The following is a 15,187-nucleotide window of genomic DNA, read 5'->3' as shown; positions in this document are numbered from 1 at the left end:
ATAAAAGTAAACCGATATGCGTACGGGAAGGGCGCCGATTATGGCACCCTTACAATTAAGATTTGATGTGTATTTTTCGATAAAAGCGATACGTAAACAGTGCCAAAACGAGGACGAGCATACCAATGAAAAGTAGTTGTTCATTGGCTGTGGCGGTATTTGGTAATCTTTTTCCTTCGAGACTGGTTTGTTTTTCTTGATCGATATTGGGACCATTTTGATCAATTGGACTTAAATCATTGAAACGGTCGACTAATTGGAAAACGGATCTGTTTCCATCGAGATAATTTTGGTATGCGACCAATGCTAAAAGAGCTTGGTTAGACGAAATGGAATTACTATATTTATCTGAAGGCAGGTGGGCAAAACCGCCATCTTCTCGGAAAAAGGATATCAGCCGTTGTACTAAATTTCCTTTTAATTTTGTAAATAAATCCCCCGTAGGATCGATTTGATTTGCAGTTAAACCGATGATTACTTGAGCGATGGATTCGCTCGCTTCTCCACCATTTAGTTCTTCATAAAAGCCGCCGGTTTCCGTTTGTTCGTTAGACAGCCATTGAACCGCTTTGTCGATTGCGTTTCGTACATTTTCTTTCTTTTGATAAGGAGATAAAGCAGCTAAAGCCATGCCGGTTATATCTGTACTTGGATGATCACCGACAAGGGACCAACCACCGGATGCAAGTTGGTTTTCAATAATCATATCGATTAGTTTTTCACGCGTCCAGAGGGCATCTTTCGGTATTTCATAATTTCCACTATCTAAAGCGATTAGTGCCATAATCGGTCCATTGTTTCCTTGTTTTGTCATATTTTCATGATTTCCAAGAAGATCGATTAAATCGTAGCCAGCTACTTGTTTGGCATCCTTTCCCGCAGCCGTTAATATGAGAATGGTCTTTTCTAATTCGGTGACATTTCGGAAGTTTCCTTGAGACGATTTGATTTCATCAACTACATCTCCAACAACCGTATCAGGAATTTCTTTATTTAAATAAGGGTATGCGATATAACTTTGCCAATGGAATGAAGAGTTCGCTTGTAAGTATTGAACGACTTCATTCACAATTTCCTGTACATTCTGATCCGATCCGGTTTGATTTTCATTTTCACCTGTAGAAGGGTCACGTTCTTCATCCGAGTTCGGACAATTTTTCCACTTTTCTACTTCCTCTTCGATTGTCGATGGAAAACGATCATCGGCAAAGGAAGCAACGGTTAAATATAGACGATCACATTCATTCAGTTGATAGGATGATACACCTACGCTCATCCCTTGTCCGTTCATATACGTCGCCCAAAATTCCTTATCACCTAATTGTACATTCCCTAAGCCCTCAACCATCACAAGCCATTGGGAATCGATTGAAATATTCATCGATACATCATTCTTTTTGGCAGCTTGTATAAGGGCATCATAAGCCGTTGCACCTTTTACAACGGAAAGGGAAGTTTCCGGAATCACAACCTTTCCCGTACCGTCTACCGCTGTGACGGTTACGTTGACAGAAGCGGGTGGCCATTTGGTTCCGTCAATGATTTGAAATAGCAAATGATCTCCGTGTTGAACGGTATAATCAGCGACTCCGATCATCGATGATTCTCCGTTAATAAAAAACCCCCAATAATCGTTATTTTCGGGAAAATGTCCGTTTATACCCGTTAAAAAAGGTCCATATTCGGTTGATTCAAAGGTAACCTGATCAGCGACTTTTTCCAATAAATCTTTTGCCGACGCTCCTTCCTCAAAAGGAACGGCCTTTGTAGCAATTATCGGATCCCCGTCTCGATCTAAAACGGTAATGATCGTTCCCTGTGGCAATTGATCTGCAAACACGTTTACTTGATGAAAAATACCGATTTGCAAAAGAAACAAAAGTCCAATGACAAAAATACTTGCAATTTTCCTCCAACGTTTTTCCATAATCATTTTATTTTCCTCCTTTTATCTGATGTTTTTGCGAAAAAAAACATCCCTCGGAGGAGATGTACTTTGCAAAAAATATTTAGGGTATAAAAACCCATTTGCAAACCACACCCCCTATCCGCGTAGGGTTAACGGCGTGAAAAAACAGGCAGGTCTCCTGGCTCATGTTCATCGCTTACTAAGGCCTTCCCATCGTTTTGACAGTGGTCTCCTTAGAAGCTCCCATTTACAGTGGCGGGACCGCGTCGGATTTTCACCGAACTTCCCTTTTAATGACTTTTGTTCAGTAAACAAAAATCAACCTGTTTTTCCCGTATGTAATTGTATTCAATTTCATCATAAGAGACAGCTTCCATGTTCGTCAAGGGAAATGTAAATTCAATGCTATGGAAGGGGTTGAAATAAGTTGGAGATTCGTTATAGTGATCTGTTCGGAAGCTCGGTTCCTCGAATTCGAGTGATGGGAAATTGAAGCAAAGGGGCTAGAATCGATTTCGAAATTATTAGATAATATAGGAAGGCTATATCATTATAAAGGGGGATTTGCTTGTGGAGGAACGAGTCATTCACGCTATTCAAGATGATTATGCAGACGAATTTGCTTGGTGTTACGGTTGCGGGAGTTTAAATGAACATGGACACCATTTCCGAACAGGATGGGATGGGGATCAAACTGTTACATATTATCGACCGAAAAAGGAGCATATGGCTGTGCCCGGGTTTGTGTACGGTGGACTAATCGCTTCCTTAATCGATTGCCATAGTACCGGTTCTGCATCCTTAGCCCTTCATCGAAAAAACGGGAACGAACCGGGTGATGGGACGGAACCACCGAGATTTGTTACCGCTTCCTTAAAAGTCGATTATTTAAAACCTACTCCGCAAAATACGACTTTAAAAGCTGTTGGGAACGTAACGGAAATTCATCCAAAAAGATGGCGGGTATTTACAGAGTTATATGCGGATCAAACCCTTTGTGCAAAAGGGGATGTCACTGTCGTCGTTATGCCAGAAACCTTTATGGAAAATCGAAACAAAGAGGAACTTTCCAATTAGTCCCCAAATGGATAAAAGGGAAGGTGGCGATGACTCCAGCAGGAAGAGCACGTGCCGAAGATTCCACAGATGATTTTGCGCGTCGAAAAGGCTTGACCGTGCACGCAAAAAGTACTGTCATCGGAATAACATCAAACGTATTTCATGAAAGGGGCTGTACTTTTGGACTGCCTTGTCCCTAAACGTTTCATATTTTACGATCGGGTCTTTCCCACTATGAAAACTTTGGAATCTTGATTGTGGGAAGGACCCCATGCATTTCCTTTTAGCCGAAAAACCTTTTCGATGGAAACAAAGGTATGCTGTTTTTTTTAAAGGATATAAATTGGAAATTGGAAGAAAAACCTACCTTTGATTTGACAGATTAACTAGAGTATTTTCAAGAAAGGGAAAGGGCCGCCATCAAAATGGAACCTTTCTACTCCCTATCCAAAGCCTTTAAAATAATTGAATAATAATCCGTATCTAAAATTTTTGCCGAATAATAAAATTTTTCATTCACGATCGTGGAAATCCGTTTTACGTAATCTTCCATTGGATTGTCGTTATTAGCGGGGTAGAACGTGTTCGTAATGGAATTGTATTTCCCTTGAGCGGTAATAAAACTTCGATTTTGGAAAATAACCAAGGGCTCCGAATTGGAAAATAAGTCACGTCCCATCAATAACCTCGAATCATATGGCAATCCGAGTAAATTGGATAAGGTCGGGATAATATCTAAACTAGAGGCGGGTTGATTGACGACGACTTCCTCCATCCCTTCCGTATACAAAATAAAGTGATTTTTATACAGTTCAAAATTCTCTTCTACTTTATGTCCTGCCAGTTCATCGATCGTCTTCTTTTTTAAACCGTATGGATAATGATCCGCACTTAATGCGATTAATGTACGATCTGCGATTCCCCGCTTTTTCAATTCGTTTAATAAATATTCTAACGCCCGATCGAGTTCCACTTGGGTAGCAATGTATGCTTTGCCTTCATCCGAATAAGGGAGATTTTCCACGTACTTTTTATTTTTATAAGCGATGTAATTTCCTGTGAAAGAATATCGTAAATGGCCACTAACCGTCATATAATAGGCATGGAACGGTTCATTATCGATATATTCTGGAATCGTTACTTCCATCATTTCCAAATCCGATTCCGGCCATGTTTCTTTTACCTTCAAACCGTTTCCAACACCTTTATAGTCATATCCCATGTTCGGATGGGATACATCCCGCCGGTAATAATCGTACGTATGGTTATGGTATGCAACAGTTTTATATCCTAACTTTTTCAACTGATTGCCTAAAGCAAAGGGCAATTCATTTTTCGATGATTCGTAAAAACTCCACACCCCACTTTTCGGAATGAGACCAACTGTCGCAACATATTCCCCGTCTGACGTACTAACTCCCCAAATGGGCGTATAAAAATTGGTAAATTGGTATCCTTCATGGACCAATTTATAAAGGGTCGGAGTTACATCTTTATGAACTCCCAAGGGGGAAAACCCTTCTGCCGTGATAAAAATTAGGTTATAACCAGAAAATTTCCCGGTATATGCATTTTTATATGTCGGTTGAACCGCTGAAAAGTATTGATGCATTTTTTTGATTTCGGCATTGTTTTCATTGGCGATTAAGTAATCAAAATCAATGTTCAATATTTGCGGTTCATCGATCACATCCTTTGGTAAATCTAAATCTGTTTTTTCCCCTTCCTTTTCAATGGTTGATCCATTTTCTCCTTTTTTTGGCACATTAGATTTCGAATCGGTATTAAAAGAAATTGGTTTAGTCAAAGTAGGAGACCAATTGGTAAGTTGTCTTTGAAGATCGAGTCGCATCGTTGTCAATAGGCCTAATTTTGAAACCGATAAATTTGGATAATTATTTTGATAATATAAATCGTAAATCGAATTCAGCTGCCTTCCAGAGAAGTGGATGAAAAGGATTGAACTAATATAAAAAACAGATGCCGATGAAAGAATCGAAAATTTTACAATAAAAGATAATTTTGGATAGGTAAATTTCCTTTTTCCGAAAGGGATGAATACAATCGCAGGGAGGAAAAATAAGATTATCCAGAACAAATTATGCCAAAGGGACAGTAAAATATCCTGCCAAAATTGGGTGATTTGGCCAGCATTTTTCGCAGAATAAAATGAGTAATACGTTTTAAAAAAAGAAAAATAGATGAATTGTGAAGAAAAAACGATCCCTAAAATGATAAAGATGAGTACGGAAAGTTTAACCATTCCTTTTTTCGGAAAGAGGTTGATGAAAAAAAAGCAAAGAAGAGCATAAAAGGTTGAAAATAAAACAATTAAAATGGTATGAAAGGAAAAAAGGGGTTTCCCAAGGGCAAATTTTAGCAAACCTTCCATATATAAAAAGGACAGAAGGAAATAGAAAAAAAATCCACTCATTTTCCATCGATCGTTCATCTTCATCCACCTCGTCCAAAGGGTTCGTCGAGCTTGTTTGAAAAAATTCAAGCTACATAATACTTTGAATGTAGGCAATGGTAAAAAGACAAAACTTACCAATGAAGGAAACGTTTCCAGACGAAGATATTGCCCCTTACGGATAATTACCATTGCAAATCATGTTCAAAACAATTATACTATATTTAAGAAAAAGCTACATTGTACGTACTGTTAATAAGTTTTTCACCTAACGATTAACAGGGAGTTTTAGAGTAGGGCGGAAATGACAGGCCGCTGTCTTCAGGACATGGCGGACACGCAGGAACGTCTTTGCGAACACCCACTTTTTGGGAGTGGTGGTTTTAAAACTTCATTATACCAATACGGCAAATGTGGCTGTATGCAATAACCGACTTCCATTTGGAAGTTGGTTTTTTGTTTTTAATCCGCGTCTTTATAAAGGACTGATGTATTCGTCATAAAATGGCATGAACAAAATATAAGCCAGCGGGAAAGATTGATAAAAAGGGGTTAAGCCCCATGGTTAGGTTATTTCGTATTTTGAAATCTATTCAAAGGGATTCGATTTTCAGTTGTATAAATGAGTTTTATCAAATTTTTAGATCAGCTTCAATCGTTTTCTTAGGCGCATCCTCTGTAGTACCATTCATTGTTTTACATATCCCTTTGTCATAGGGAACGTATCGATATTTTACAGTTTGAACCGAAAAGAAGGGAAAGATGAACATGGATGAAACCGTATATATCGCCTTTTTCATGACATTATTTGCAGGTTTAGCGACTGGAATAGGAAGTATTCTCGCCTTTTTTGCTTCCACGACAAATACGAAATTCCTTTCCTTTTCCCTCGGATTTTCTGCAGGGGTTATGATTTACGTTTCGATGATAGAAATTTTTGTGAAAGCACAAGATACTCTCGTGGATGCATTAGGTGAAAAGAGCGGAAATTGGGCGGTCGTTGGTGGCTTTTTCGGAGGAATGGTATTCATCGCTTTAATCGATAAATTGATTCCGAAACAATCAAACCCCCATGAATTAAAAAAGATTGAGGACATGCAATCTTTAGCTCCGGATGTCATGCATGATCCCTCCTTGAAGAAAATGGGTACGTTCACAGCTTTGGCAATTGGTATTCACAATTTTCCAGAGGGAATTGCTACCTTTACATCTGCTTTGCAAGATCCTAAACTCGGGGTCGCTATTGGGATTGCCATTGCGATTCATAATATTCCAGAGGGAATCGCAGTATCCGTTCCAATCTATTTTGCAACGGGAAGTAAGAAAAAAGCGTTTCGGTTATCCTTCCTTTCCGGTTTATCGGAACCGATTGGTGCTTTGGTTGCTTTTTTCATTTTAATGCCCTTTTTGAACGATATCGTTTTCGGGTGTATTTTTGCTGCAGTTGCTGGAATAATGGTATTTATTTCTCTTGACGAATTGGTTCCTGCTGCAAAAAAATACGAGCAAGCCCATACATCTATTTACGGATTAATCTGCGGTATGGCGGTAATGGCGGTCAGCTTAATATTATTTTTGTAAAGAGAAAGAAAAAGGAACTGATCGATCAGTCCCTAAGTTGATGAAAGGAAGGTGGCAGCAGACTCCTGCGGGAACAGCACGAGCTGGAGAGCCTTTAGATGAATAAGGCAAGACCGTACCCGCGGAAAGTGCAGCCACTGAAATCAATCGAATTTCATTTACGAAGAAAGGGGCTGTAATTTTTTTCCAGCCCTTTATTGATGTTTATTCATTTGATAATTTTAAAATATCGAGTAACTTGAAAAATATGCTTAGGATAATGGCGACGATCGTTGCCAAGCCCATTCCCTTTAAATGAACAGTGTCAATTTCAATCGCAGCACCGCTCAAACCAATTACAAGGACGACACTCGTTAAAATTAAATTTTGAGATTTGCTGTAGTCGACCTTCGATTCCACCAACATTCGAATACCACTTGCTCCGATAATTCCGAAAAGGAGGAGGGATATTCCGCCCATGACAGGAGTAGGAATGGAAGAAATTAAAGCAGCCAATTTACCGAAAAACGACAGGATGATGGCAATTACAGCAGCTCCACCGATTACCCATGTGGAGTAAACCCGAGTAATCGCTAGAACACCAATATTTTCACCATACGTTGTGTTCGGTGTAGAACCGAAAAAGCTAGATAGCATCGTCGAAAAACCATTTCCCATAAGTGACCGGTCAAGGCCGGGATCTTTAGCCAAATCTTTTTTTACAATATTTCCTGTGACGAACAAATGCCCGATATGTTCCGGTATTAAAACTAAGGCTGCAGGAAGAATCACGACGATGTCCGATAAGCTCCACTTCATTGAGTAAAAATGGGGGACGGACAAGGTTGATGCTTCTTTTACGGCTGTAAGATCGACCAGTCCGAAAAAGAAGGCGATTATATAACCACTAACAATACCAATTAAGATTGGTATGATTTTTAAAAATCCGCGCAATGTGACCCAAGATACGATCGTAATGCCTAAGGTTAAAAGAGAGACAGTGATGGCGTGAGGATCTGGACTCCAATCTGCCGATGCATTTGCAGGTTTGATGATACCAGCCATTTCAGCAGCGACAGGTACGAGCTCAAGACCGATAAGGGCAACGATTGCACCCATTGCAGCCGGTGGGAAAATCACGTCTAACCAACCTGTCCCGACGAGTTTGACGATGAATCCGACGATAACGAGTATAACACCAATCATAAAAAATCCACCGAGTGCGTAACTATAGCCGTCTCCTCCGGAATGGGCGTTTAATACGGCGAAAACCGGTGAAATAAAAGCGAAACTCGAACCTAAATAAGCAGGGATTTTTCCCTTTGTGATGAAAAGATACAGCAATGTTCCAATTCCATTCATCAATAAAATCGTTGCTGGATCGACACCGAATAAGATTGGAACGAGAACTGTTGAACCGAACATTGCAAACAAATGTTGTAAGCTTAGTGGTAAACTCTTTAAAAAAGGCAATCTTTCGTGAACTTGAATTTCCTTTTGTTCCATGAAAACCTCTCCTTTATTTTGTTTTGGGCATAAAAAAGCACCTTGCCTGACTAGCCGGCAAGGTGCTTATCGCTTGATATATGCACACGAAAGCACACGTCATATAATCATATAATCATAGATTGATTGCATGACGAACGAAATCGATCACCTTGCCAGCCTCACAGGACTGCCTTAAAGGTTGCTATTTACTTATCTTTAACATTATTGCAATTTCAGAGGTAAATGTCAACACAAATAATTTTAAAAAAGGATTTTTTTCTTCTGTACATTTATCGAACCGTTTCAGGAACGGAAAGGCCGAGTCCTTCAGCTACACGGGTTCCGTATTCCGGATCCGCCTTATAGAAGTGTTCGATTTGACGTAGTTTTATCTCTTCCTTTTCCACCATTTTCATAGAATCGACGATATTCTTTACAAGACGTTCCTTTTCTTCATCGCTCATTAATCGATACAAATCCCCCGCTTGTGTATAATGGTCATCATCGTCATAGGGGACGCTATCAGCAAAACCGGACACTTCAAAAGGTGTAATCTTCGCCTTTTCATCTTCTTTCGGCCCATCGAAACTGTTCGGTTCATAATAGACGGATCCTTCGCCGTTCGTTCCAGGATTCATCGCTCCATCCCGTTGATAATGATTTACGGGAACTTTCGGTGTATTGATCGGCAATTGGTTGAAGTTCGCACCGATTCGGTATCTTTGCGTATCGTGGTAAGCAAACAAACGACCTTGTAACATTTTGTCCGGGGACGGTTCAACACCGGGTACGAGTGTTCCGGGGGAAAATGCTGCTTGTTCGACTTCCGCAAAGTAATTGATCGGATTTCGGTTTAACACCATTTTCCCTACTTCAATTAACGGATAATCCTTATGGGACCAAATTTTCGTCACATCGAAAGGATTCCATTTATACGTTTTTGCATCCTCATAAGGCATGATTTGCACATATAACGTCCAAGAAGGAAAGTCTCCCTTTTCAATGGCATTGTAAAGATCTTGAATATGGTAATCCGGATTTTCACCGGCGATTTTGACGGCAAGATCTGGATCCATATTTTTGAGCCCTTGATCGGTTTTGAAGTGATATTTGATCCAAACAGCTTCTCCCTTTTCATTTACCCACTTAAACGTATGACTTCCATAGCCGTTCATATGTCGCCATGTGAGCGGAATACCCCGATCACCAAATAAGTATGTAACTTGATGTAAGGATTCGGGGGACAAACTCCAAAAATCCCACATAGACGTCGGGTTTTTCAAATGGGTTTTCGGATCACGTTTTTGGGTATGGATAAAATCGGGAAATTTGATTGCATCACGAATAAAGAAAATTGGTGTGTTATTCCCAACGATGTCATAATTTCCATCTTCCGTATAAAATTTGACGGAAAATCCCCTTGGATCTCGAACGGTATCGGCAGAACCTAATTCTCCTGCAACGGTAGAAAATCTCACAAAAACGGGAGTCCTTGTTCCGACATCGTTAAATACTTTTGCTTTCGTATATTTTGACATGTCATTGGTCACTTCAAAATAACCGTGGGCTCCGCCGCCTTTCGCATGGACGACCCGTTCTGGAACACGTTCCCGATTAAAATGGGCGAGTTTTTCCAATAGGTGGACATCTTGAATTAACGTCGGTCCTTGGGCTCCAGCAGTTATGGAATTTTGATTATCACCGACGGGGGCTCCCCAGCTAGTGGTTAGACGTTTTTCAGACATGTATTTCCCTCCTAAATTTCCAATATTATCAACGTACTTATAATGATAACAAATTTTATAATAAAATCAATACTTAATTATAATAATTATAAAAAAGAATTTAATATAATTAATCTTTTTTCCCGGGAGATCTATAGTAAGAACAATTAATTAAAAAAGAGCCAATCCAACGGTTAGGATTGACTCTGTTCTCAATCGTAAGAATGATATAGGAAAATCAATTATCAATTATATTAAGTTAGTTGAAAATTATGAACGAGCTTCAAAGGTTTTTATAATCTCGATAATGACTTCCGTCGCTTTGATCATATGGTCGACTGAAATGAATTCGTATTTTCCGTGGAAGTTTTCCCCACCTGTAAAAATATTCGGTGTTGGTAGTCCCATATAGGAAAGTTGGGAGCCGTCTGTACCTCCACGAATCGGTTCAGTCACCGGTTCAATACCGAGTGTTTTCATTGCATCTCGAGCATAATCCACAACTTCTCGTACAGGTTCTATTTTTTCTTTCATATTGTAATATTGATCTTTTAATTCGAGGGAAAGGGTGTCCTTTCCGTACATTTCTTGGAGTTTTTCTACGATTTTTGCCATCGTATTTTTCTTTTCTTCAAATTTTGCCCGATCATGGTCACGGATGATATACTCCATCTTCGTGTTTTCCACGTCTCCCGTGAAGGATAACAAATGATAAAATCCTTCATATCCTTCCGTATATTCGGGAGCTTCCTTTTCTGGCAACATACCGTGTAACTCCATACCAATTTTCATAGAGTTCACCATTTTACCTTTTGCTGAGCCTGGATGAATATTATTTCCTTTAATTGTAATTTTCGCACTGGCGGCATTAAAGCTTTCGTATTGTAATTCTCCGATTGGACCCCCATCTACTGTATAAGCAAATTTTGCCCCAAATCGTTTCACGTCAAATTTATGGGGACCACGACCGATTTCTTCATCCGGTGTGAAGGCAACCCGGATTTTTCCATGTTTAATTTCCGGATGTTGGATGAGATAATCCATTGCAGTCATAATTTCAGCTACGCCTGCTTTATCATCGGCACCGAGGAGTGTCGTTCCGTCCGTTGTAATTAATGTATGCCCTTTATAGTTTGCCAAATTTGGAAAATCTTGAGGCGAAAGAACAACACCTAATTTTTCATTTAAAACGATGTCTTTCCCATCATACTTTTCTACGATTTGTGGATTCACATTTTTACCGGTAAAATCGGTGGCTGTATCTACATGGGCTAAAAAACCAATTACTGGTACATCTTTCTCCGTATTTGCCGGTAATGTGGCAAATACATACCCGTTTTCATCGATCGACACCTCTTCCATTCCAATGGCACGTAGTTCTTCCACAAGTTGGTTCAACAAAGTTAATTGACCGGGGGTGGAAGGACAACTCGAACTGTTTTCATCGGACTGGGTATCAATTTTGACATATGAAGTAAACCGTCGAATCAAATCCTCTTTCAAAAGATCATCTCCTATTTATTTCGTTTTTTAATCCATCATATCAAAAAGTAATTGGAGTGCAAATGTCCATCTCAGAAAGAAAAATATGTTGTGAAGGAGATGAGATATTCAGGTTCTGTCATCTTGGAATATCGACCCTTCTAATTTTTCGTTCATTTTTTTCTCATAATAGTTGTAGAAAAATCCGAGGGTCCCTTTGTAATTATTATGCCAAGGTTTATCCTTCCCACAATAATGAATAAATAACGTGTTCATCTTGATCCATACTAGATCTTTTTTATACATCGGATAAAGTTTTGCCAGTTCGAAATAGCGGGCGTCGTAGTTGTAACGGAAACTATCGACTGGTTTAATTTTATCCCAATACAAACCGTTTAAAATATCCTGATCCGGCAAAATCAATAACCGCTTATTTTCTTTAATAAAAGAATAAATCACATCCATTTGAATCAGTCTTCTCATTAATTCAATATTCATTAACAAAACGCCCGTGTTAAAATACCCTTTTGCTGCTGGCGTTTTTAGTCGGAATTTATTAATCGGTTGTACAATTTTTGTCGTATGTTCATGTTCGGATGCGATAAATAAATTGCCCTCAAAATCCATTTCATAAAAATCTTTAATTGGGTTAATGACGACAATATCCGGATCTAAATAAAGGATACGGTCCACCGATTGGGGTAAAAACAAATGAGCGGCTAACCGATAATACATTTCCACCGTATAGTGCCGAAATACAGGGGCATCTTGGAATTGTGTATCATCGATGAAAATCGGATGGAAATGTTGATCGTATAATTGGATAAATTGTTCTATATCAAGAAGTTGTTCCTTTGATAACGTCGAGTGCATTAAGTAAACATGTATTGTTTCATTTCTATTTCTTGAGAACAAAGAATGAAGCATAACTTTCAGTGGAGGAATATAGTTGGCATTTAAAGTAACGAGAATATTAATCATTTGGGGATGCACCTCTTTTCCATCAAATTCCTACAAGTGTCTCAATTATTTTAACATGAAAAATGCTTAAAAAAAATATCCGTATAGTCGATGTTCTCCTTTGAATTGTAATGGAATTTGAAAAAAATGTTCTAGTAAAAAGTTAAAGGGAAGGTTGTATTTACAGAAGGTTTAGTAGAAATTATTTTTTTAACGGAGGAAATCAAAAGTACCGTCCGTATATGACATGTTCAACTTTTAAAAGGGAAGAACATATAAAAGGGTTTCTATATATGGAATCGTTCGGTAAATTCGAATCCGGTCAATGGAAAGTTCGGCAGGTGGATTCGAGAATAACAAATTCACCCTTTGTTGCAAAGGAATGTTAAAAATTAGTAATTTAATATAGTAAAGCGGGAATAAATTATATAGAAAAGGGTTTATGTAAAACTATCAAAATTGTAATATATTAAAAAAATAATATTTTTTTAAAAAAACATATTGATTATTTATTCAAAATATGGAATAATTATCACTAAAATTTAAATTAAACATTATTTATACCCATTATAAGGTGGGAAATTTTATGACAATTAAACCGTTATTACAAGTCAAAAACTTAAAAACTTCATTTTTCACCGATGATGGTGAAGTACCTGCCGTTGAAGATATCTCTTTCAACGTATATCCAGGGGAAATCGTCGGGATAGTTGGAGAATCCGGATCGGGTAAAAGTGTCACTTCTTTATCGATTATGGGACTTCTTCCAAATCCACCGGGTAAAGTTACTGGGGGAGAAATTTATTTAAACGGGAAAAATATTTTGCAATTCAATGAGAAACAAATGCGACGGGTTCGAGGAAATGAATTGGCGATGATTTTCCAAGAGCCGATGACCTCATTAAATCCGTTATTTACCATTGGCAATCAACTGATGGAAGCAGTGTTGATCCATAATAAATGGCCGAAAAAAAAGGCTTACGATCGGGCGGTGGAAATGCTCCGACTCGTCGGTTTGCCCCGCCATGAAGAACTAATGAATGCCTATCCCCATGAATTATCCGGAGGTATGCGGCAGCGGGTCATGATTGCCATGGCTTTAATTTGTAATCCGAAAGTATTGATCGCCGATGAACCAACTACCGCTTTGGACGTTACGATTCAAGCACAAATATTACAATTGATTAAAGAAATAAATGAGAAGTTAAAAACAGCGGTACTCCTTATTACCCATGATTTAGGTGTTGTGGCAGAAGTTTGTGAACGGGTCATCGTCATGTATGCGGGGAAAATTGTCGAAGAGGGCGATGTTCATACGATCTTCCAAAATCCACAACATCCATATACGAAAGGGTTGCTACAATCGATTCCGGACATTCGTAAAAAAGAGAAACGATTATATTCCATACCAGGAACTGTACCGAAACCTGGATCAGTAAAGAAAGGATGTCGTTTTTATAGTCGTTGTAATGTAAGAATGCCCAGATGTTTACATGATCAACCCCCCTATTATACGACGGAGGAAAATCATAAAGTTCGCTGTTGGTTAGTAGAAAAGGAGGGGGAAGAACGTGAGCAGTCAACCATTACTACAAGTCAATGATTTACGAAAGGAATTTCCGATTAAAGGTGGTGTATTTGGACGGGAAATTGGAACCGTTCAAGCGGTAAACGGAATTTCCTTTACTGTAAATAAAGGAGAAACATTTAGCCTAGTCGGAGAATCCGGTTGTGGGAAATCAACGACGGGGAAACTCCTGTTAAGGCTCCACGAACCGACAGGAGGGGAAGTTCTTTTTGAGGGAGAAAATATATATACTTTCTCAAAAGAAAAGATGCGGAAGACGAGAAGGGATATGCAAATGGTCTTTCAGGATCCCTTTGCATCGCTAAATCCGCGCCATACGATTGAAAAAATTTTGACCGAACCCCTTATCGTACATGGAATTGGAACAAAAGAGGAAAGGAAAGAAAAGGTCGAACACATCTTGGATGTTGTTGGTATGAGAAAGGAGCATAAAAAACGATACCCCCATCAATTTAGTGGTGGTCAGCGGCAACGCATTGGTATCGCAAGAGCTTTAATGACGAACCCAAAGTTAATCGTTGCCGATGAACCGGTATCTGCCCTAGACGTTTCTATCCAATCCCAAGTGTTAAACTTAATGAAGGATTTGCAACAGGAGTTTGAACTGACTTATATTTTTATTTCCCACGATTTAGGAGTTGTTCGGTATATTAGCGATCGAATAGGCGTTATGTATTTAGGCCATATGGTCGAATTATCCGACAGTGAAGAGCTATATAGGGAACCTCTGCATCCGTATACGAAAACATTATTAAGTGCTGTTCCTATTGCCGATCCGACGGTGAAAAGGGAACGAATTGAAATCAAAGGGGATTTACCAAGTCCATCAAATCCACCTTCAGGATGTGTTTTCCATACGAGATGTAATGCTTGCATGGATATTTGTAAAGTGGAAAAGCCGAAAATGAAACAATTCAGACCAGGTCATTATGTGGCATGTCATCTGTACAATGATTAAATTTTGAATATTCTGTATTAAGACGGCCACATTTTGATAAATGAAA

Annotated in this window: 10 protein-coding genes and 1 riboswitch; of the genes, 4 read left to right on the top strand and 6 right to left on the bottom strand. The window is 38.9% G+C overall.

The genetic code is table 11. The features are described from left to right. Positions 1-55: 55 nt before the first annotated feature. A complete protein-coding gene (locus OE105_RS11885) occupies positions 56-1,933 on the bottom strand; it encodes a DUF4430 domain-containing protein (RefSeq protein ID WP_275420388.1) in 1,878 nt (625 codons plus the stop codon). A 127-nt stretch (positions 1,934-2,060) separates the two neighbouring features. Next, positions 2,061-2,251: riboswitch (cobalamin riboswitch) on the bottom strand. Between the two features lie 228 nt (positions 2,252-2,479). Between OE105_RS11885 and OE105_RS11880 the strand changes: the two genes are divergently transcribed. Continuing rightward, positions 2,480-2,986, top strand: coding sequence for a PaaI family thioesterase (locus tag OE105_RS11880; RefSeq protein WP_275420387.1), 507 nt, complete (start codon positions 2,480-2,482; stop codon positions 2,984-2,986). A 418-nt stretch (positions 2,987-3,404) separates the two neighbouring features. Here OE105_RS11880 and OE105_RS11875 read toward each other — a convergent pair whose 3' ends face one another. Further along, positions 3,405-5,420 (bottom strand): LTA synthase family protein, encoded by a 2,016-nt coding sequence (locus tag OE105_RS11875; protein ID WP_275420385.1) that lies wholly within the window; start codon positions 5,418-5,420, stop codon positions 3,405-3,407. Positions 5,421-6,149: 729 nt separating this feature from the next. Between OE105_RS11875 and zupT the strand changes: the two genes are divergently transcribed. Next, the gene (gene zupT, locus OE105_RS11870; RefSeq protein WP_275422184.1) at positions 6,150-6,962 is read left to right on the top strand and encodes a zinc transporter ZupT; all 813 of its coding nucleotides are present in this window, start codon (positions 6,150-6,152) and stop codon (positions 6,960-6,962) included. 204 nt (positions 6,963-7,166) lie between these two features. Here the strand turns inward: zupT and uraA are convergent, their stop codons facing one another. The 4 genes from uraA to OE105_RS11850 form a co-directional block, all read right to left on the bottom strand. Then, complete coding sequence (uraA, locus tag OE105_RS11865; RefSeq protein ID WP_275420384.1) at positions 7,167-8,447, bottom strand: uracil permease; 1,281 nt, start codon at positions 8,445-8,447, stop codon at positions 7,167-7,169. Positions 8,448-8,719: 272 nt separating this feature from the next. Further along, positions 8,720-10,174 (bottom strand): catalase, encoded by a 1,455-nt coding sequence (locus OE105_RS11860; protein ID WP_275420383.1) that lies wholly within the window; start codon positions 10,172-10,174, stop codon positions 8,720-8,722. 249 nt (positions 10,175-10,423) lie between these two features. Beyond that, positions 10,424-11,656, bottom strand: coding sequence for a peptidase T (pepT, locus tag OE105_RS11855; protein WP_275420382.1), 1,233 nt, complete (start codon positions 11,654-11,656; stop codon positions 10,424-10,426). A gap of 108 nt (positions 11,657-11,764) precedes the next feature. Next, positions 11,765-12,616 (bottom strand): glycosyltransferase family 8 protein, encoded by an 852-nt coding sequence (locus tag OE105_RS11850; protein ID WP_275422183.1) that lies wholly within the window; start codon positions 12,614-12,616, stop codon positions 11,765-11,767. A 565-nt stretch (positions 12,617-13,181) separates the two neighbouring features. Between OE105_RS11850 and OE105_RS11845 the strand changes: the two genes are divergently transcribed. Both OE105_RS11845 and OE105_RS11840 read left to right on the top strand, forming a co-directional pair. Further along, the gene (locus tag OE105_RS11845; RefSeq protein ID WP_275420381.1) at positions 13,182-14,198 is read left to right on the top strand and encodes an ABC transporter ATP-binding protein; all 1,017 of its coding nucleotides are present in this window, start codon (positions 13,182-13,184) and stop codon (positions 14,196-14,198) included. Continuing rightward, on the top strand, positions 14,167-15,141 hold the full coding sequence (locus tag OE105_RS11840; RefSeq protein WP_275420380.1) for an ABC transporter ATP-binding protein: 975 nt from the start codon (positions 14,167-14,169) through the stop codon (positions 15,139-15,141). The genes OE105_RS11845 and OE105_RS11840 overlap by 32 nt, the downstream gene beginning before the upstream one ends. Positions 15,142-15,187: the final 46 nt, after the last annotated feature.

The sequence above is a fragment of the Fervidibacillus halotolerans genome, from assembly GCF_026547205.1.
GTDB classification, from domain to species: Bacteria; Bacillota; Bacilli; order Bacillales; family Caldibacillaceae; genus Fervidibacillus; species Fervidibacillus halotolerans.
This window is presented reverse-complemented; position numbering and strand designations above follow the sequence as displayed.